The sequence below is a fragment of the Microbacterium sp. Z12_35 genome (genome assembly GCF_058310475.1).
On record NZ_JBZEGJ010000001.1, the window covers coordinates 613572 to 632319 of the forward strand.

Annotated in this window: 17 protein-coding genes and 1 pseudogene; 10 read left to right on the forward strand and 8 right to left on the reverse strand. The window is 69.3% G+C overall.

Annotated elements, in window-relative coordinates:
* Positions 1-131: 131 nt before the first annotated feature.
* The 4 genes and pseudogenes from ssb to AC4FS1_RS03145 form a co-directional block, all read left to right on the forward strand.
* Positions 132-482, forward strand: a pseudogene (gene ssb / locus AC4FS1_RS03130) (single-stranded DNA-binding protein); the annotation flags it as partial.
* 198 nt (positions 483-680) lie between these two features.
* Entirely contained in the window at positions 681-1166 is a 486-nt protein-coding gene (locus tag AC4FS1_RS03135) for a DUF6993 domain-containing protein (RefSeq protein WP_491152557.1), read from the forward strand.
* 41 nt (positions 1167-1207) lie between these two features.
* Positions 1208-2887 carry an energy-dependent translational throttle protein EttA gene (ettA, locus tag AC4FS1_RS03140; protein WP_491152558.1) on the forward strand — a complete coding sequence of 560 codons (1680 nt, stop codon included), beginning with the start codon at positions 1208-1210 and terminating at the stop codon, positions 2885-2887.
* Positions 2880-3377 carry an acyl-CoA thioesterase gene (locus AC4FS1_RS03145; protein ID WP_491152560.1) on the forward strand — a complete coding sequence of 166 codons (498 nt, stop codon included), beginning with the start codon at positions 2880-2882 and terminating at the stop codon, positions 3375-3377. Before ettA ends, AC4FS1_RS03145 begins: the two co-directional genes overlap by 8 nt.
* Here AC4FS1_RS03145 and AC4FS1_RS03150 read toward each other — a convergent pair.
* Positions 3368-4240 carry an acyl-CoA thioesterase gene (locus tag AC4FS1_RS03150; RefSeq protein WP_491152562.1) on the reverse strand — a complete coding sequence of 291 codons (873 nt, stop codon included), beginning with the start codon at positions 4238-4240 and terminating at the stop codon, positions 3368-3370. The two genes, AC4FS1_RS03145 and AC4FS1_RS03150, sit on opposite strands and share 10 nt — an antisense overlap.
* 50 nt (positions 4241-4290) lie before the next feature.
* Between AC4FS1_RS03150 and AC4FS1_RS03155 the strand changes: the two genes are divergently transcribed.
* Positions 4291-4974 (forward strand): DUF8185 domain-containing protein, encoded by a 684-nt coding sequence (locus AC4FS1_RS03155; protein WP_491152564.1) that lies wholly within the window; start codon positions 4291-4293, stop codon positions 4972-4974.
* A gap of 652 nt (positions 4975-5626) precedes the next feature.
* Here the strand turns inward: AC4FS1_RS03155 and AC4FS1_RS03160 are convergent.
* The 4 genes from AC4FS1_RS03160 to pepN all read right to left on the reverse strand — a co-directional run bounded on the left by AC4FS1_RS03160 (position 5627) and on the right by pepN (position 11527).
* The gene (locus tag AC4FS1_RS03160) at positions 5627-7291 is read right to left on the reverse strand and encodes an FAD-binding dehydrogenase (RefSeq protein WP_491152565.1); all 1665 of its coding nucleotides are present in this window, start codon (positions 7289-7291) and stop codon (positions 5627-5629) included.
* Positions 7292-7316: 25 nt separating this feature from the next.
* Complete coding sequence (locus tag AC4FS1_RS03165) at positions 7317-7757, reverse strand: globin (protein ID WP_491152566.1); 441 nt, start codon at positions 7755-7757, stop codon at positions 7317-7319.
* A complete protein-coding gene (locus AC4FS1_RS03170) occupies positions 7754-8914 on the reverse strand; it encodes a mechanosensitive ion channel family protein (protein ID WP_491152568.1) in 1161 nt (386 codons plus the stop codon). Before AC4FS1_RS03170 ends, AC4FS1_RS03165 begins: the two co-directional genes overlap by 4 nt.
* Positions 8915-8980: 66 nt before the next feature.
* Positions 8981-11527, reverse strand: a complete 2547-nt coding sequence (gene pepN / locus AC4FS1_RS03175) for an aminopeptidase N (RefSeq protein WP_491155634.1) — start codon at positions 11525-11527, stop codon at positions 8981-8983.
* A gap of 127 nt (positions 11528-11654) precedes the next feature.
* Here pepN and AC4FS1_RS03180 point away from each other — a divergent pair, with 127 nt between their 5' ends.
* Genes AC4FS1_RS03180 through AC4FS1_RS03190 form a run of 3 tightly spaced genes read left to right on the forward strand, consistent with a single transcriptional unit; the run spans position 11655 to position 14399 of the window.
* Positions 11655-12848, forward strand: coding sequence for a ferrochelatase (locus AC4FS1_RS03180; protein ID WP_491152569.1), 1194 nt, complete (start codon positions 11655-11657; stop codon positions 12846-12848).
* A gap of 10 nt (positions 12849-12858) precedes the next feature.
* The gene (locus tag AC4FS1_RS03185; protein WP_491152570.1) at positions 12859-13401 is read left to right on the forward strand and encodes a ribose-5-phosphate isomerase; all 543 of its coding nucleotides are present in this window, start codon (positions 12859-12861) and stop codon (positions 13399-13401) included.
* The gene (locus AC4FS1_RS03190; protein WP_491152572.1) at positions 13401-14399 is read left to right on the forward strand and encodes an Fpg/Nei family DNA glycosylase; all 999 of its coding nucleotides are present in this window, start codon (positions 13401-13403) and stop codon (positions 14397-14399) included. The genes AC4FS1_RS03185 and AC4FS1_RS03190 overlap by 1 nt, the downstream gene beginning before the upstream one ends.
* Positions 14400-14481: 82 nt before the next feature.
* Here the strand turns inward: AC4FS1_RS03190 and AC4FS1_RS03195 are convergent, their stop codons facing one another.
* Both AC4FS1_RS03195 and AC4FS1_RS03200 read right to left on the reverse strand, forming a co-directional pair.
* Positions 14482-15036 (reverse strand): small multidrug efflux protein, encoded by a 555-nt coding sequence (locus tag AC4FS1_RS03195; protein ID WP_491152574.1) that lies wholly within the window; start codon positions 15034-15036, stop codon positions 14482-14484.
* A gap of 106 nt (positions 15037-15142) precedes the next feature.
* Positions 15143-15895 carry a MerR family transcriptional regulator gene (locus AC4FS1_RS03200; RefSeq protein WP_491152576.1) on the reverse strand — a complete coding sequence of 251 codons (753 nt, stop codon included), beginning with the start codon at positions 15893-15895 and terminating at the stop codon, positions 15143-15145.
* Positions 15896-15983: 88 nt separating this feature from the next.
* Between AC4FS1_RS03200 and AC4FS1_RS03205 the strand changes: the two genes are divergently transcribed.
* Positions 15984-16619 (forward strand): FMN-binding negative transcriptional regulator, encoded by a 636-nt coding sequence (locus AC4FS1_RS03205; protein WP_491152578.1) that lies wholly within the window; start codon positions 15984-15986, stop codon positions 16617-16619.
* On the forward strand, positions 16616-18106 hold the full coding sequence (locus AC4FS1_RS03210) for an amidohydrolase (protein ID WP_491152580.1): 1491 nt from the start codon (positions 16616-16618) through the stop codon (positions 18104-18106). Before AC4FS1_RS03205 ends, AC4FS1_RS03210 begins: the two co-directional genes overlap by 4 nt.
* A 54-nt stretch (positions 18107-18160) precedes the next feature.
* On the opposite strand, the gene AC4FS1_RS03215 is transcribed toward AC4FS1_RS03210, so the two are convergent.
* Positions 18161-18643 carry a Dps family protein gene (locus AC4FS1_RS03215; RefSeq protein WP_491152582.1) on the reverse strand — a complete coding sequence of 161 codons (483 nt, stop codon included), beginning with the start codon at positions 18641-18643 and terminating at the stop codon, positions 18161-18163.
* Positions 18644-18748: the final 105 nt, after the last annotated feature.

Genomic DNA, 18748 nt, shown 5'->3' on the forward strand with positions numbered 1-18748 from the left:
GGGTCCTCCGGCGAATTCTCCCCAGCAGCGCACGAGGCTGTCCCGGCGAGAAGACGGCGCCGCGACGATGGTCGCAGCTCCGGTGTCCGACGGGCACGCGGACACCGGAGCATCCGACGAAAGGATGCGACATGACCGAAATCATCACCGTCACCGGCAACATCGCCACCGAGCCCGAGCAACGCAACATCTCAGACGGAGTGCGGGTCACTTCGTTCCGGATCGCGTCGCCGCACCGCCGGTACGACAGAAGCTCGGGCAAGTGGGTGGAGCAGTTCACCAACTTCTTCACGGTGTCGGCGTTCCGCGGGCTCGGCGAGCACGCTTACGCGTCTCTTCATTCCGGTGACCGCGTTATCGTGACGGGCCGGCTGCGCCTGCGCGACTGGGACAACGGCACGCGCCACGGGACCTCAGCCGATATCGACGCCGACGCCATCGGACACGACCTGCTGTGGGGCACGACGGCATACAGCCGAGCGGATGCGGGCGACCGGGAACGCGAACGGCCCTCGGAGGAGCAGAATCGCCCGGCCGACGCGCCGGCTCCGGCGGTGACCGACGGCGCAGGGTGGGCTATCCCCGCCGCTTCGCCCGAGCTCGTCGGTGTCGGAGTGGAGGCCGACCGGGCCTCCGGCGGAGGCGACGAGACGCCGTTCTGATCCCCATAGACTCGTCGGGTGGCCAGATCGCTCGCGCACCGGCGTCTGTTTGCTGCTCTCTCCGTCGTGATCGTGGGAGGGGCCGCGACGGGCTGCACGGCGCAAGCGCCGCCCGCGGCCTCACCCGCTCCGGACCCGGTCGTGTCGAGTCCGGCGCCGACACCTGCTGGCCCGACGCTCGTTCCGGAGGGAACCGCTGACGAGAACCTCCCGTACTTCACGGAGATCGTCCGCGAAGTGTGGGCGGGGCCGGAACAGGTTGCCGGCCGCGCCTACGTGGACGCTCTCGCCGCCGCCGGTTTCGACAAGGCGGCCATGCAGGTGACCCCCGACCAGACGACGGTGGGCAACGCCGCCGAGAGCATCCAGTTCTCGGTGCGCTGGGGCGAGGAGTGCCTGATCGGCCAGGTCGGACCGGCCACGGGGGAACCCGTCGCGCTGGTGATGCCGGGGCTCCAGTCGGGCGGCTGCCTGGTGGGCAACACCCGTCCCATCGACTGGTGACGCGGCGGGCCCGCACGCCCGGACCGTAGACTGGACGGGTTATGGCGGAATATATCTACTCGATGGTGCGCGCCCGTAAGGCCGTGGGCGAAAAGCTGATTCTCGACGACGTCACGATGGCGTTCCTTCCCGGTGCCAAGATCGGCATGGTGGGTCCGAACGGCGCGGGCAAGTCGACGATCCTGAAGATCATGGCCGGGATGGACACCCCGTCCAACGGGGAGGCCAAACTCGCACCGGGGTTCTCGGTCGGGATCCTCATGCAGGAGCCGGTGCTCGACGAGACCAAGACGGTGCTGGAGAACATCCAGGAGGGTGTCGCGGTCAAGGCCAAGCTGGACCGCTTCAATGAGATCTCCGGTCTCATGGCCGACCCCGATGCCGACTTCGACACGCTGCTGGCCGAGATGGGCACGCTGCAGGAGGAGATCGACGCCGCGGACGGCTGGGACCTCGACTCGCAGCTCGAGCAGGCCATGGACGCGCTGCGCACCCCTCCCGGTGACGCTGCCGTCGGTCCGCTCTCGGGTGGAGAGAAGCGTCGGGTCGCGCTGGCGAAGCTGCTGTTGCAGAAGCCGGACCTCCTGCTGCTCGATGAGCCCACGAACCACCTCGACGCCGAGAGCGTGCAGTGGCTCGAGCAGCATCTGCAGGCGTACAAGGGCGCCGTCATCGCCGTCACCCACGACCGGTACTTCCTCGACCACGTCGCGGAGTGGATCGCGGAGGTCGACCGGGGCCGGCTCATCGGTTACGAGGGCAACTACTCGACGTACCTGGAAAAGAAGGCCGAGCGTCTCGACGTCCAAGGCAAGAAGGACGCCAAGCTCGCGAAGCGCCTGAAGGACGAGCTCGAGTGGGTGCGCAGCAGCGCGAAGGGGCGTCAGACCAAGTCGAAGGCGCGCCTTGCCCGGTACGAGGAGATGGCCGCCGAGGCAGACCGCACGCGGAAGCTCGACTTCGAGGAGATCCAGATCCCGCCGGGGCCGCGCCTGGGCAGCGTCGTCATCGAGGCGAAGAACCTGAAGAAGGGCTTCGACGGGCGCTCGCTTATCGACGGGCTCAGCTTCAGCCTTCCGCCGAACGGCATCGTGGGTGTGATCGGTCCGAACGGCGTGGGCAAGACCACGCTGTTCAAGACGATCGTCGGTCTCGAACCCCTTGACGGTGGCGATCTGAAGATCGGCGAAACGGTCAAGATCAGCTACGTCGATCAGACGCGCTCCAACATCGACCCGAACAAGTCTCTCTGGGAGGTCGTCTCGGACGGCCTGGACATCATCACCGTGGGCAAGATCGAGATCCCCTCGCGCGCCTACGTCTCCAAGTTCGGGTTCAAGGGGCCCGATCAGCAGAAGAAGGCGGGTGTGCTCTCCGGCGGAGAGCGTAACCGGCTGAACCTCGCCCTCACGCTCAAGGAGGGCGGCAACCTGCTGCTGCTGGACGAGCCGACGAACGACTTGGACGTCGAGACGCTGTCGAGCCTGGAGAACGCGCTGCTGGAGTTCCCGGGTTGCGCCGTGGTCATCACGCACGACCGGTGGTTCCTCGACCGCATTGCAACGCACATCCTCGCGTACGAGGGCACGGAGGAGAACCCCGACAAGTGGTACTGGTTCGAGGGCAACTTCGAGGCGTACGAGACGAACAAGATCGAGCGTCTCGGGCCGGACGCCGCCAACCCGCACCGGTCGACGTATCGCAAGCTCACTCGTGACTGACGGGCCCCGCCTGCACATCCCCATCCATCTGCGGTGGGGCGATCTGGACGCGCTGGGCCACGTCAACAACACGTCGATGCTGAAGCTTCTGGAAGAGGCGCGTCTTCGTGCCTTCTGGCGGGGCGACGGGACGGATGAGCCACTGCCCACGGCGGTGTTCGACATGGACGTGCTCGAGAACGGCGGGGCGCGGGCGACGCTGATCGCCCGCCAGGAGATCGAGTACTACCGGCCGGTGCCCTACGGGCAGCGCCCGCTGGACGTGCAGCTGTGGATCGGCCGCATCGGCGGGTCGAGCGCCGACGTGTGCTTCGAGGTGTTCAGCCCGCTGGGCGTCGAGCCGCCGGTCCTCTACGCGCGAGCGACGGCCGTCGTCGTGATCGTCGACACGGCCTCGGGGCGCCCCATCCGCTGGAACGCCGAAGAGCGCGCCGCGTGGACGCCGTTCCTCGACGAGCCGATCGACCATCGGCGGCGCCGTCAGTCCTGAGGGACGCGGACGGTGATCTCCTGCGCGACGCTGGCCGCCAGCACACCCTCGCGCGTGTAGATCCGCCCGGTGGCGAGGCCCCGTCCACCGCGTGCGCTGGGGGAGTCCTGCACGTAGAGGAGCCACTCGTCCACACGCGCGTCCCGGTGCCACCACATCGCGTGGTCCAGGCTTGCGACCTTCAGGCCAGGACGCGCCCACGAGATGCCGTGGGCGCGCAGGATCGGCTCCTGGATGGTGAGGTCGCTGAGGTAGCCGAGGGCCGCGCGGTGCAGCAGCCGGTCATCGGGCAACCGCCGGCGCGCGCGCATCCACACCGCCTGGTGGGGCGACGCCTCGCCCTCGACCGCGAAGTAGATCGGCGACGGCACATGCCGCAGGTCGACCGGCCGCTCGGTGAAGAGCCTGCGGGTCATGGGATGCTGCGCCTCCGGGCCTAGCGCCGGGTCGGGCAGGTCCTCGGGCGCGGGGACATCGGGCATGGGCTCCTGGTGGTCGACGCCCGGGTTGTCGTCCTGGAACGACGCGATCATGGAGAAGATCGGCACTCCGTCTTGGAAGGCCTGCGTGCGGCGGGTGGAGAACGACCGGCCGTCGTGGATGCGATCCACCGAGAACGTGATGCCGGAGTTCACGTCGCCCGGGCGGAGGAAATACCCGTGCATGGAGTGGATCATGCGTCCGGCGGGGAGCGTTCGGGACGCGGCCACCACGGACTGCGAGAGTACCTGACCGCCGTAGACGCGCCCGCTCGGCATCGCGTGCGATGCGCCGGTGAAGATGTCTTCGGAGGTGCGGGCGCCGGCATCCTTGAGATCCAGCACGTGCAGAAGTGCGCCCACCGGGTCGATCGCGTCCGACACTCGTCCTCCAGACGGGCGGCTGTGCTCCGCCCCTTGATAGTTTAGGGCGGGTGTCTGCGCGCCTTGTTTTCCCCGACCCCGATGCCGCGGCCGACGTGCTCACCTTCGCTGCACGCGCCGCGCCGCTCGGCGATGGGACGGTGCGGCTGCGCGCGGCGGGAGGCACGCTTGTGGTGACCTCCGCCCCGCTGGCGCCGCGTGGGCTTCTGGACGCCACCCCGACCGTGCTCGGGATGCGGGCGATGGCGGTGGACCCCGACCTGGAGTGCGATCTGCTCGTGCCCGCAGATGCCCTGACGATCGCGCTCGACGACAACGCGGCCGTCGCGCTGCCCGAAACCGCGGTCTCGGCCGCGTGGGCGGGCGTTTCGCCCCCGCGGGCCGGGTGGGTCGCGGCCGGCGAGCTCGCAGCATCCACCCTCGCAGCGCGGGCGCAGTGGGGGATGGCCGCGGTCGCTGACGGCGTGCCCGCCGACGCGGGCGAGGACGCGGTGCGCGCCGTGCGCGCTCACGTGTGGGGTCCCCCCGACGAATCGCTCGGCGGTCTTCCCCTCGGCGTGGCCTTCGCCGCCTTCGCGCTCGGGTTCATCGCGGGCGAGGAGAAGGCGGTGGTACGGACGGCGGGACCCTGGACTCGGATCACCCTGGTCCGCGGACACATCCTCGTCCGCGGTCCCATGCGCTCTGGCCTGACCCCCGTGCGTCGCACCGGCTCGCCCTCCTCCGGGACCTAGCCGGACAGCTGTGGGGAGACGTCCGTGGGGCAGGAGATCTAGCCGGGCCGTCGGGGAGGACATCTAGGCCGGGCGGTCAGGTAGGAGATGTGGCCGGGCGGTTGGGGAGGAGATGTGCGTTGGGGAGGGCGCATCCGGCGTATTTGGACCTCCGCAGTGCACATCTCCTCCCGGACGGCTCGCGCGCTGCCGAGGCGGACCGCCGTCCGAGCCGTGCTGGCTGCGGCGGGTGCTGGTCCGGGGCGGGCGCTAGGGGAGGAGATGTGCGCTGGGGAGGGCGCATCCGGCGTTCTCGGACCTCCGGTGTGCACATCTCCTCCCGGGCGGCTCGCGCGCCGGGGCGGACCGCCGTCCGAGGCGTGCGGGCTGCGGCGGGTGCTGGTCCGGGGCGGGCGCTAGCGGAGGAGATGTGCGTTGAGGAGGGCGGATTCGGGGTAATAGGACCTCCGGTGTGCACATCTCCTCCCGGGCGGCTCGCACTCGGAGCTACCCGCCTTCTGAGGTTTCCTGGCTGCCCCGGGTGCGCGCCCGGCCGGGCGGCTGCGGAGGAGATGTGCGTGGGGGAGGGCGCATCCGGCGTATTTGAACCTCCGGAGTGCACATCTCCTCCCGAATGGCCCGGCTTCGCCCGGCTTCGACCGGCGGCCGGCGGCTACACCGCGGCGGCGGCGGTACGGCCGGCGACGCGTCCGGAGAAGAGGCATCCGCCGAGGAAGGTTCCCTCCAACGCGCGATAGCCGTGCATCCCGCCCCCGCCGAAGCCGCTCGCCTCGCCCGCCGCATACAGGCCGGGGACAGGCGCCCCGTCGGCGGCGAGCACGCGTGCGCCGAGATCGGTCTCGAGACCTCCGAGGGACTTTCGCGTCAGCACGTGCAGCTTCACGGCGATGAGCGGCCCGGCCGCAGGATCGAGGATGCGGTGGGGCGCGGCCGTGCGGATGATCCGGTCGCCGCGGAAAGCTCTCGCCGATCGCAGCATGGCGATCTGCGCGTCCTTGGTGAAGTCGTTCGCCATCTCCCGGTCCCGCGCCTCCAGCTCGGTGCGCACCCGTGCCGGGTCGAGGACCTCGCCGCCGGGCAGTTCCCGCATCCCGGCGATCAGCGCGTCCAGGTCGTCCCGTACGACGAAGTCCGCTCCGTGGTCGAGGAACGCCTGCACCGGTCCGGCCGCGCCCTTGCCGAGGCGCGAGCGGACGAGGAGCCCCAGGTCCTTCCCCGTCAAGTCCGGGTTCTGCTCGCTGCCCGACAGGGTGAACTCCTTCTCGACGATGCGGGATGACAGCACGAACCAGGAGTGGTCGTGGCCGGTGGCCCGCAGGTGCGCGAGGGTTCCGAGCGTGTCGAACCCGGGGAAGAGGGGTGCGGGCAGCCGCGCCCCGGTGGCGTCGAGCCATACGGACGACGGCCCCGGAAGGATGCGGATGCCGTGGTTCGCCCACACCGGATCCCAGTTGCGGATGCCTTCGACGTAGTGCCACATCCGGTCGCCGTTGATGCGCCGGCCGCCCGCGGATGCCGCGATCGCCAGCATCGACCCATCCACGTAGGCCGGAACGCCGGCGACCATCGACGTCGGCGCACTCCCCAGCCTCGCCGGCCATTGGGAGCGCACCAGGTCGTGATTGCCGCCGATACCGCCGGAGGACACGATCGTCGCGCCGGCGGTGATCCGGAATCCTCCGATGCTCTCGCGAGAGGATGCTGCGCCCCGAGGCGATCCGCTCGGGGCGAGGATGTCGCCGGCGGCACCCGTGACGACGCCGTCCACGGTGAGGAGTTCGGTGACGCGATGGCGGGGAAGAAGAACCGCGCGGCCGTCGCGCTCGGCCTCCTCGACGGCGACCTGGAAGGGGGCAACCACGCCGGGACCGGTGCCCCACGTGATGTGGAAGCGGGGGACGGAGTTCCCCGGTCCCGTCGCGGTGTAGCCGCCGCGCTCGGCCCACCCGACGATCGGGAAGAACCCGACGCCGAGCTCCTTCAACCACGCCCGCTTCTCGCCGGCCGCGAATGCGAGGTAGGCCTCTGCCCATTCGCGGGGGCGGGCGTCTTCGACGCGGTCGAACCCTGCCGTGCCGAACCAATCCTGCCGGGCGAGGTCGAGCGAATCGTTGATGCCGATTCGGCGCTGCTCGGGGGAATCGACGAAGAACAGTCCACCGAACGACCACCATGCCTGGCCGCCGAGGTTCGTGCGCGGTTCCTGGTCGACGATGGCCACCCGCTTGCCCGCCCGGACAGCCTCGCGGGCGGCGACGAGTCCGGACAGTCCCCATCCGATGATGAGGACGTCGGTCTCGTAGGTCTGGACGGTCATGGCGACTCCCTCGTCGTCGTGGCGGTCAGCGTCGGTCGTCTCCCGCCAGGGGGAGCGACGGTCGTCCGCCCCGGGCACCCGTGGTGTCGACCGTGTTCACCATCGCATGCGCCGCTCGCGACAGGTAGTCCCACAGTGTGGCCTCGTGAAGCGGCGGCAGGTTCAATTCATCCACGGCCGTGCGCATGCAGCGGAGCCAGCGGTCGCGCGCGTCGGCATCGACGGCGAAGGGGAGGTGTCGCATCCGCAGCCGGGGATGTCCGCGCCCCTCGCTGTACGTTCCCGGGCCGCCCCAGTACTGCATGAGGAAGAGGGTCAGACGCTCCTGCGCCGGACCGAGGTCTTCCTCGGGGTACATCGGCTTGAGCACGTCGTCGCGCGCCACCTCGCGGTAGAAGATATCGACCAAGCGGCGGAAGACCGGCTCCCCGCCGATCTCCTCATAGAAGGCAAGCGGCTCGCTCATGCGCCGGTCCCCTCGGGCGCGTCGGACGCGGGCTTCTTCGGGGCGCGCTTGGCCGGTGGCGTCTTCGGGGCGGGGGCCGCAGCGCCGGATGCTCCGGCCTGGGATGCGGCGTCCGCATCCGCGTCGCGTTTGCGCCGCGGCTTCCACACCGGGCGTTCGGGGGTGGGAACCGCGGTGGGCTTGGTCTTCGGCGGGTTCGCCCCGCGGACGCGCTGGGCGCCTTCGATTCCGCTCAGCACGATCGAACTGAGCTGCGGCAGCTTCAGTCCCAGATCGTCCATCGCGTGCTTCAGCCGCATCCGTAGTTCGCGTGCGACGTCGTCTTTCGCGTTGGCCCGGGTCTTCAATACCAGGCGGATGACCAGAGCATCGCCCGCGATCGACTCCAGGCCCCACACCTCGGGCTGCTCGATGACACGCGTGCGCCATTTCGCGTCCTTGGTGAGCGCCTGCGCGGCGTCCAGCATCGTCGCCTCGACCTCCGCGATGTCCGCGTCGACCGGGACGGCCAGGTCGATGATGACGCGCGACCACCCCTGCGACATGTTGCCGATGCGGGTGATCTCACCGTTGCGCACGTACCAGAGGGTGCCGTTGACATCGCGGACGTGGGTGATGCGCACGCTGACGTACTCGACGACACCGGTGGCCAACCCCAGGTCGACGACGTCGCCGATGCCGATCTGGTCCTCCGCGACGAGAAAGATCCCGTTCAGCACGTCCTTGACGATGTTCTGCGCACCGAAGCCCAGACCCGCGCCGATCGCGGCGGTGAGCAGCGTCAACGACGCCAGAACGTCGGGGGCGACGATGCCGGCGATGAGGACGAGCGCCACGACGACGATCGCCACGTTCACGATGTTCTGCAGGATGGAGCCGAGCGTCCGCGTCCGCTGGACGAGTCGCACGGCCGCGATCGGTGAACGGTCGAGCGCCTGCGTGTCGTCGACGTTCGCCTTGTTCTTGGCGCCGTTGACGATCCGCCCGACCACACGACGGATGACGAAGCGGAGCCCCCAGGCGATCAGGACGCTGACGACGATCACGACGATGACGTTGAGGGCCCGGAAGCCGAACACGATCGCGCCTTCGCCGAGAGTCGTCCAGAAGTCGGGATCGGTGACGGGCGGGAGCGAGGGGGCGAAGAGAACAGGCATCCCAGCCATGCTAACGACGGATGCCTCGGCGCCGGCTGAGCGTCGAGGCATCCGGTCGGGCGATTCTTAATCCTCCGCGTCGCGGTCCTGCACGGAGAGGGCGCGCTCGACGCCCGCGAGGTTCTCGTGCACGAGACGGCGGAGGGCCGGCGGCGCGTCGGGATGCGCCGACAGCCAGGCGCGCGTGGCGTCGCGCAGCGCGCGGTTGGCCAGGGGCGCCGGGTAGAGCCCCACGATGAGGTACTGGGCGATCTGGTACGTCCGCGACTCCCACACCGGCAGAAGCATGTCGAAGTAGGGCGTGACGAACTCGGCGAGTTCGGTCACGGTCGCGGGGTGGACGAATCCCGCCGCGACCGCACGCACGATGGTGTTCGGAGCATCATCCGTCGTGACCAGGGACTCCCACGCGGCCGTCTTGGCCGCCGCGTCGGGGATGGCCGCCTTCGCCTGTGCGGCGAACTCACCGCCCTTGGCGGTGTTGTCGGCGGCCAGTGCGCGGTCGATGTCGGCCACGTCGACGAGTCCGCCTGCGGCGAGCGACACGAGAAGCTGCCACGAGAGGTCGGTGTCGACCTCGAGGCCCTCGAGACGCGCCTCGCCGTCGCGCAGGGCACGGACCTGCGCCCACTGCTCCGCCGTAGCCGCGGCTGAGGCGAACGCGGTCACGAACTGCAGCTGGTTGTCGCTCCCCGCATCGGCACCCTGCGCGAGCTGCCAGAGGCTCTCGGCGACGCGCGTGCGCGTGGCATCCCGCCTGTCGGGGGCGACGTAGGAGTTCGCAGCAAGCTGCAGCTGCGCGAGGGTGGTGCGTACGGTCGTCGACTCCGTCTCGGAGCCGATGTTCGCGAGCACGAGGTCGACGTAGTCGCTCGCAGACGCTTCCGCATCGCGGGTCTGGTCCCAGGCCGCACCCCACACCAGCGAACGCGCGAGGGGTTCGCGGATGTCTTTCAGGTGCGCGATCGCCGTCCGCAGCGACCGGTCGTCCAGACGGATCTTGGCGTAGGCGAGATCACGGTCGTTCAGAAGCACCAGGTCGGGTCGCTTCTGGCCCTTGAGCTCGGGGACATCCGTCCGGTCGCCGTCGACGTCGAGCTCCAGGTAGTGCACTCGCTCGAGCCCGCCGTCGGTGAGGTCGTAGAACCCGACGCCGAGACGGTGCGGGCGGATCGTCGGGTAATCCGCCGGAGCGGTCTGAACGATCGCGAACCGGGAGATCGTGCCGTCCCCGGACTCATCGATGAGCGGGGACAGCGTGTTGACGCCGGCCGTCTCGAGCCACTTCTTCGACCAGGCGGTCAGCTCGCGACCGCTGGTGGCTTCGAGCTCGGTCAGCAGGTCGCCGAGCTCGGTGTTGGACCACTCGTGCTTGGCGAAGTACGCCGCGACGCCGGCGAAGAACTGCTCGATCCCGACCCAGGCCGCCAGCTGCTTGAGCACAGAGCCGCCCTTGGCGTAGGTGATTCCGTCGAAGTTCACCTGAACGTCTTCGAGGTCGTTGATCTCGGCCACGACCGGGTGCGTCGAAGGCAGCTGATCCTGCCGGTACGCCCAGGTCTTCTCCATGGCGTTGAAGGTCGTCCAGGCCTCGGTCCACTCGGTGGCTTCGGCGGTGGCGATCGTCGACGCCCACTCGGCGAACGACTCGTTCAGCCACAGCCCGTTCCACCACTTCATGGTCACGAGATCGCCGAACCACATGTGCGCGAGTTCGTGAAGGATCGTCACGACGCGACGCTCCTTGATCGCGTCGGTCACCTTGCTGCGGAAGACGTACGACTCCGTGAACGTCACCGCGCCGGCGTTCTCCATGGCGCCGGCGTTGAACTCCGGGACGAAGAGCTGGTCGTACTTGGCGAAGGGGTACGGGTAGGCGAACTTCTCCTCGTAGTACGCGAATCCCTGACGCGTCTTGTCGAAGACGTAGTCGGCGTCCAGGTGCTGCCAGAGGCTCTTTCGTGCGTACACGCCGAGGGGGATGACCCGGCCGGAGGCGCTCGTCAACTCGGAGAACGTCGACTCGTACGGGCCGGCGATGAGGGCTGTGATGTACGAGGAGATCCGCGGGGTCGGTTCGAATCGCCACGTCGCCGTGCCGTCCCCGTGCCGCTGGGGCTCGGGGGTGGGGGAGTTCGAGACCACCGCCCACGGCTCCGGCGCGGTGACGGTGAACTGGAACGTCGCCTTCAGGTCGGGCTGCTCGAAGACGGCGTACATCCTCCGCGAGTCGGGCACCTCGAACTGCGAGTAGAGGTACACCTCTCCGTCCACCGGGTCGACGAAGCGATGCAGGCCTTCGCCGGTGTTGGTGTAGAGGCAGTCCGCATCCACGATGAGTTCGTTCTCGCGCTCTAGTCCGGTCAGCGCGATGCGCGAGTCGGCGAAGGCGCCGAGGTCGACCGAGCGGCCGTTGAGGGTGATTTCGCGCACGTCGCGCGCGATCAGGTCGACGAAGGTGTCGGCGCCATCGGTGGCGCTGAAGCGGATGATCGTCCGCGATCCGAAGATCTCGGGACCCCGGGTCAGATCCAGGGCGACCTCGTACGACTGCGTGTCGACGATGGCGCGGCGTTCCTGCGCTTCGATGCGGGTGAGGTTCTCTCCAGGCACGTGCATGCTCCCAGGGGTGTCAGGGCGGATGTCGCGGGCGGCGCTGCTGACGCCGGCGGCAACCGTCTCAGCCTAGCGTCGGCGCCCGCCCGGAGAAGGACCGGGTGGACGATGAGAGGATGGGGGAGTGCCCCACGATGCCCCCCACCCTCCGTACGAATCCGACCAGGTCCCGTACGCCAGTCCCGCAGCGCGTGCCGGTCTGCCGTGGGTGGAGGAGCCGGTCGCGTACGACGCGATCCTCCTCGCCGGCTTCGGGGGGCCGGAGGGTCAGGATGATGTCATCCCGTTCCTGCGGAACGTCACCCGGGGGCGGGGCATCCCGGACGAGCGTCTGGAAGAGGTGGCTCATCACTACCGCCACTTCGACGGCGTGAGTCCCATCAACGCCCAGAACCGAGCCCTGAAGGCGGCGCTGGAGGCCGAGATCGCCCGACGCGACCTCGATCTGCCGGTCTACTGGGGGAACCGCAACTGGGCGCCGTACCTGGAGGAGGCGGTCCAGGATGCCTCGGCGGCGGGCGACACGACGCTTCTCGCGATCGCGACCAGCGCGTACAGCTCGTTCTCCAGCTGCCGGCAGTACCGCGAGGACTTCGCCCGCGTTCTGGAGTCGACGGGCCTCGGAGAGACCGTGACCATCGACAAGGTCCGCCAGTTCTTCGACCACCCCGGCTTCGTCTCCACCTTCATCCAGGGGGTCCGCACCGCGGTAGCCGGTTTCCTCGCCGAGGGCGTGGCTCCGGCCGCGATCCGCGTGCTTTTCTCCACTCACTCCATCCCCCTGGCGGACGCTCAACGATCCGGTCCGCGCGACGTCGACTTCGGGGAGGGCGGCGCATACGCTGCGCAGCATCGTGCTGTCGCCGAGCTCGTCATGACGGAAGTGGCGGCCACAACCGCCGACGTGGCGTGGGAGCTCGTCTACCAGTCCCGCTCAGGTCCGGCCACCCAGCCGTGGCTGGAACCTGACGTCAACGAGGTCATCGCGGAGCTTCCGGCTCAGGGGGTCGAGGCGGTCGCCATCGTGCCGCTGGGCTTCGTCAGCGACCACATGGAAGTCCTCTGGGATCTCGACACCGAGGCCATGGAGGCCGCCGCCGAGGCCGGGCTGCGGGCGGTGCGCACGCCGACGCCCGGGGTCGACCCGGCATACGTGTCCGGCCTCGTCGACCTCATCCAGGAGCGGCTCCGGGGCACACCCGCGGCCGACCGCCCTCACACGACCGCCCTCGGCCCCTGGTTCGACGTCTGCCGACCCGGCTGCTGCGAGAACGTGCGGGCGGGTTTCAAGCCCGCCGCCGCCGGGGTGGCTCCATAAAATGTCTGGCATGCGCATCCACATCGCCACCGACCATGCCGGTCTGGACTTCTCGACCCAGCTGCAGCATCACCTCGCGGCACAGGGGCACGAGGTCATCGACCACGGCCCCCTGGAGTACGACGCGGTGGACGACTATCCGGCGTTCTGCATCCGCGCCGCTCAGGCGGTCGTGCGCGACCAGGAAGCGGGCATCGAAACGCTGGGCGTCGTGTTCGGCGGATCCGGCAACGGCGAGCAGATCTCGGCGAACAAAGTCCGCGGTGTGCGTGCAGCGCTGGTGTGGAACATCCCGACCGCAGAGCTCGCGCGCCAGCACAACGATGCGAACGTCATCGCCATCGGGGCGCGTCAGCACACCTTCGACGAGGCGGCATCCTTCATCGACCGGTTCATCGCGACGCCGTTCTCCGGTGAAGAGCGGCACGCGCGACGCATCGCTCAGATCGCGGCCTTCGAGGAGGACGGTGCGCTCGCGCCGGATCCGCGTGCCACCACCGCCGGCCCCGACGTGCTCGATGCCAGTGACACCTTCGATCCCGAGGCCGGCTGATGCCCGAAGGGCATTCCGTCCACCGCATCGCTCGCCAGTTCGACCGTAACTTCGTGGGGCGCCGGGTCGCCGCATCCAGTCCGCAGGGCCGGTTCGTCGAAGGCGCGTCGCTGATCGATGGGCGCGAGGTGCTCGCCGCCCGCGCGGTCGGCAAGCAGATGTTCCTGCAATTCGAGGGCGACCTCTGGCTGCGCGTGCACCTCGGGCTCTACGGCGCCTGGGACTTCGCCGGCGAGATCCTCGTCGACCCGACGATCGCCTCGGCGAACGGCCGGATGGGCCAGACGAACCAGCGCGGCACCGAGCTCGGCGACGCACCGATCCTGGACGGTGCCGGGGAGAACTCGCTTTCATCGATCGGCGCTCCCCGCAAGGCGCGCGGTCGCGTGCGCATGTCGGAGCAGACCACCGGGATGGAGGAGGAGAGCGAGTGGCCGCCGCCGGTGGTCGGGCAGGTCCGCCTGCGACTCCTCACGGACGTCACCTGCGCAGACCTCCGCGGCCCCACCGCGTGTGTTCTGCAGACCCCGGACGAGGTCGCCGCGACGATCGCGAAGCTGGGTCCGGATCCGCTGGTCGACGGTGCGGCCGCCGGCGAGGAGCGGTTCGTCGCCACCGTCCGCCGGAAGGCGACGCCGATCGGACTGCTGCTGATGGATCCGTCCGTCGTGAGTGGCATCGGCAACGTCTACCGGGCCGAGCTGCTGTTCCGCGCGCGGCAGAATCCGCATACCCCGGGGCGAGACGTCCCCGAAGAGGTCGTCCGCGCCATCTGGCGAGACTGGGTGCGGCTGCTCACCATCGGTGTCGAGACCGGACAGATGATGACGATGGACGACCTCGACCCGGACGGCTACCGCCGGGCGATGGCGAGCCGCGACGACCGGCACTGGGTCTACCACCGCGCGGGCCTCCCGTGCCGCATCTGCGGCACGACGATCCTGGTGGAAGAGGCCGCCGGGCGGAACCTGTACTGGTGCCCGCGCGACCAGGCCTGAACCTCCGGTCGACTCGCCAACTTATGCGCGATTTCGGCCCGGTTTGCGACGTTTTCTGGCGAGTCGACCGAGGTAGGGAGGCTCACGCCCCCAGGACGACCTGGAGCGCGAGCCACAGCGAGACGGTCGCGACCGTGGTCCAGATGGCGATGGCGATGCCCTGCCAGAGCAGCACCCACGCTCGGGAGGTCCCGCCGGCCACGAGTATGGCGGAGGTGAACTGGGTGGGGATCGCCAGGGGGCCGAGGATGCTGGCACCGGGCACACCGAATCGGACGAGCATCTTCTGGAAGCGCAGGCGTCCCTTCGACTCCGGTTTCGCGACGGGCGCTTCCATCGTGGTCACGCCTCCGGCGCTGCCCACGGCGGCGGTCCGGCTGGCTTGGCGGTTGACGACGGCGGTTCGTGCACCCGAGCTGAGAAGCACGACGAGGAGCACGCTGACGAAATTGCCCACTGCCGCAGCGATCGCGGCGACGAACAGGTTGATTCCGCCGACGATGCCGATGATGGCCGCTCCTTCGCCTTCGATGAAGGGGATGGCGCCGGCGAGCATGACGATGAACGGTTGGATGAGTTCGGGCACCTGGGCCACGAGATTCTGGAAGTTCTGGACGAGTTCTTCGATGGGATTCATCGGAACGGCTCCTTGAAGAGATGGCGAGACGCCGGGATCTGTCCCGGCTGATCCCCAGTAGAAACCGTGTTCTCAGGACATGGTCAAGCGCTGGCCGACAGGGATGTCAGTCAGCCTCCCCGCTCTGTTCGGATGCGCGGCGGAGCTGCTCGTGGGCGAGGACGCTGGCACGGCCCAGCACGTCGAGCTGAGCGGGGTTGTACAGCTCCACGAGTGCGTCTATGAACGTCTGCTGCGTGACCTGCGGGCCCTTCGACAGGTGCGCCTTCGGATCGTTCAGCCAGGGGTAGTCGATCATGTTCCGCGCGATCACCGGCGCGAGCCGTTCGGCAAGCTGCCGCCTGGTCGCCTCGTCCGCATCCGCGCGGAGCGCGTCGATTTCGGCGCCGACGGCGTCGGTGTCGGCCTCGACCATCTTCCGCACATCCGCGAGCGCGTCCTCGTCGTACAACCGCGTATAGATGTGGAGGATCGAATTGTCGGCCTCGGAGAGCTGTGACGCCACGGACTCGAAGCCTGCGGGTGCGTCGGCCGGCGCACGGTCGCGCAGGATGGCCGCGATATCTGACCGCGCCTGCTCCAAGCGCTCGATCCTCGCCGCAAGCTCAGCGTCCAGATCCCTCAGCGCCTCTGGCGTGCTGCCCCCACCTGCGGCCACCTCCCCGATCTGAGACAGCGGTACCCCCAGATCGACGAGACGCCGGATACGCAGGAGACACACCAGATGCCGTACCTCGTATTCTTTGTAACCGTTGTACCTGCGCTCAGGGACATCGAGCAGGCCCAACCGGTGATAGTGCCGGATTGTGTTCACCGTCGTCCCCGCCAGGTGGGCGAGTTCACGAGTACTCCACGCCACGTGCGACTCCTTCGATGGCATCAAACGTACCGAACGGTGCAGGAGGAGGGTTCGGCATCGAGTCGAGCGCGGGTCGTAGGCTGGCCGGATGCGGCAGAATCCGAGCTTCGCGATGACGGACGTGGGCGAGCTGCGGCGGCTGGTCGAGGAGAACCCCTGGGGCACCCTCGTCAGTGCCACCGACGAGGGGCTCGTCGCGTCGCACTACGCCGTCCTCCTGGACGACGACCGCGACGACCTGACCATCGTCGGGCATGTGGGCAAGCCCGACGACCTCATCCACGGCCTCGGCCAACGTGAGCTCCTCGTCGTCGTGCAGGGCCCGCACGGCTACATCTCGCCCGGCTGGTACGGCGACGTCGCATCCGTCCCCACGTGGAACTTCGTCTCGGCACACCTGACCGGTGTGCCCGAGCTGCTCAGCCCCGAGGAGAACCTCCGCATCCTCGACCGCCTCGTGGCGCGGTTCGAAAACCGGCTGCCGCAGCCGCGGCAGCTGTGGGAGCTCCCCAACGACGCGACCTTCGTCGAGCGCCTGGAGAAGGGGACCGTCGGCTTCCGCCTCACCCCGCGGCGCGTCGTCGCCAAGCGCAAGCTCAGCCAGAACAAGACACCGGAGGTCGTCGAGACGATCATCGCCGAACTCTCCGCATCGGGTCCGTACGCCGACGCGCGGTTGGCCGCGGAGATGCAGCGCGCCGCCGACGCGCGACCCCGCGCATGATCGGGGAGGCCATCGGCACCATCCGCGGTGCCCGCGTAGCGGGGGCCGGCCGCGAAATGCTCCTGGACGACGGTCCGGTCGACGTGTTCGTCACCGACGGGCGCATCACCGACATCGCACCATCGGGGGCACTCCCGCCGGTCGGCGCGGTGCTCGATGCAGAGGGCGCGTGGCTGATTCCCGGCCTCTGGGACCATCACGTCCACATGCTCCAGGCCGCGATGGCGGGGGTACGCGTGCCGCTGGGGTCCGCGGATTCCGCCGCCGAGGCGGCGGCGATCATGGGTGCCGCCGCGCCGATCGACGGCCGGCGGATCGGCGTCGGCTTCCGTGACGCGTTCTGGGCGGATGCTCCGACCCTCGAGCTGCTCGATTCCGCCACCGGCGAGGTGCCGACCTACCTTGTCAACGCCGACGTGCACAGTGCGTGGCTCAACTCCGCCGCCTTTCGCCGCGAAGGTCTGCGCGCCGACGATGACGGGATGCTCCGGGAGGAGGGCGCCTTCGAGGTCTCGCGTCGACTCAACGCCGTCGACGCGACGGCGGGTGACCGTCAGGTCCATCGCCTCGCGCAGGAGGCCGCCGCGCGTGGCGTGGTCGGCATCGTCGACCTCGACATGGCATGGAACGACGAGGCCTGGATGCGCCGCACTTCCCAGGGATTCGACACCCTCCGGGTGTCGTACGGCATCTACCCCTCAGATCTGGACCGTGCGATCGCCGAAGGACTGCGCAGCGGCGACGCGGTTCGCGGCAGCACCTCCCGGCTGGTGCGGACGGGCGGATTCAAGGTCATCACAGACGGCTCGCTCGGTACCCGCACGGCCGCCTGCTCACACGCCTATCCGGAAACCGGCGAGCGCGGGGTCCTCACGGTGGACGCCGAGACGCTGCTGGATCTCATGAGCCGCGCCACCGGGGCAGGTCTGGCGTGCTTCGTCCATGCGATCGGCGACGTGGCCAACACGTCCGCGCTCGACGCTTTCGCGGCCACGGGTGCCACAGGAACGATCGAGCACGCGCAGCTCGTGGCGCACACGGACATCCCCCGGTTCGCCCGCCTGGGCGTGGCGGCCAGCGTGCAGCCGGAACATGCGCTGGATGACCGCGACCTCACCGACACCGTGTGGGCGGGTCAGACGGCGCACCCGTATCCGCTGCGCTCCCTCGCCGACAGCGGCGCGAACCTGCAGTTCGGATCCGACGCACCCGTTTCCCCCCTCGATCCGTGGGCGGCGATCGCCGGCGCGGTGTTCCGCACGCGGGGAGGGCGGGAGCCGTGGCGGCCGCACGAGCGGATCGACGTGGATACCGCCCTCGGGGCATCCACGGCGGGAGGTTCGACCTCCGGCGCACGGATCGAGCCGGGCGCCCTGGCTGATCTCGCGCTCTGTGAGAGCGACCCGCGGACCGCCGACGAGGCGGGGATGCGGGGAATGCGGGTGACCGCCACGCTCGTCGCCGGGCGCGTCACCTTCGCGGCCTGACGCGACGAAGCCCCCGGCTGCTCTGCGGCGGCCGGGGGCTTCGAACGTGGCGGATTACTCCGCGAGGTGGGCGAAGAGGAACCAGCGGTCCTTCTCCAGGCCTTCCTTGATGGTGACAGCGACGTCCTGGCTCGTGAGGTCGATCTCGTCGAGGCCGTCGATGGCGACCTGCAGGTCGGTGAGTACGGTGTCGATGTCGGAGATGACGTCGCGCACCATCTCTTCCCACTGCGTGAAGCCCGCGCGAACGGCCGACGTGGACTTCTCGGCGACGCTCGTCAGGCGACCGTCCACGGGGAGGCCGAGTGCGACGATCCGCTCGGCGGCGTCGTCGGACCATTCGCGAGCGTGTTCCACGACGGTGTCGAGGAGCTCGTGGATCGCGATGAAGTTGGATCCGCGCACGTTCCAGTGCGCCTGCTTGCCGTTGACCGACAGGGCTGTCAGCCCGACGACGACCGGGCTGAGGAACTGTGCGGCGGCTGCTGCCACGGTGGGGTCGGCAGCGGTGGCCGGTGTGGTCTGCGTGTGAGTCATTTCTCGCCTCCGTACTGGGCAGGAGATGCCCGTGAGGACCAACGCTACTCAGGGCGGAACATTCCGCAAGCAAGCGAAGGCTGGGCTTACATCCGCGCGAACCCG

Excerpts from the sequence above, each read along its gene's own strand:
- AC4FS1_RS03210 (WP_491152580.1), top strand. The coding sequence starts at position 16,616 with ATGATCGGGGAGGCCATCGGCACCATCCGCGGTGCCCGCGTAGCGGGG.
- AC4FS1_RS03190 (WP_491152572.1), top strand. The coding sequence starts at position 13,401 with ATGCCCGAAGGGCATTCCGTCCACCGCATCGCTCGCCAGTTCGACCGT.
- AC4FS1_RS03185 (WP_491152570.1), top strand. The coding sequence starts at position 12,859 with ATGCGCATCCACATCGCCACCGACCATGCCGGTCTGGACTTCTCGACC.
- AC4FS1_RS03205 (WP_491152578.1), top strand. The coding sequence starts at position 15,984 with ATGCGGCAGAATCCGAGCTTCGCGATGACGGACGTGGGCGAGCTGCGG.
- AC4FS1_RS03160 (WP_491152565.1), bottom strand. The coding sequence starts at position 7,291 with ATGACCGTCCAGACCTACGAGACCGACGTCCTCATCATCGGATGGGGA.
- AC4FS1_RS03195 (WP_491152574.1), bottom strand. The coding sequence starts at position 15,036 with ATGAATCCCATCGAAGAACTCGTCCAGAACTTCCAGAATCTCGTGGCC.
- AC4FS1_RS03170 (WP_491152568.1), bottom strand. The coding sequence starts at position 8,914 with ATGCCTGTTCTCTTCGCCCCCTCGCTCCCGCCCGTCACCGATCCCGAC.
- AC4FS1_RS03215 (WP_491152582.1), bottom strand. The coding sequence starts at position 18,643 with ATGACTCACACGCAGACCACACCGGCCACCGCTGCCGACCCCACCGTG.
- AC4FS1_RS03165 (WP_491152566.1), bottom strand. The coding sequence starts at position 7,757 with ATGAGCGAGCCGCTTGCCTTCTATGAGGAGATCGGCGGGGAGCCGGTC.
- ettA (WP_491152558.1), top strand. The coding sequence starts at position 1,208 with ATGGCGGAATATATCTACTCGATGGTGCGCGCCCGTAAGGCCGTGGGC.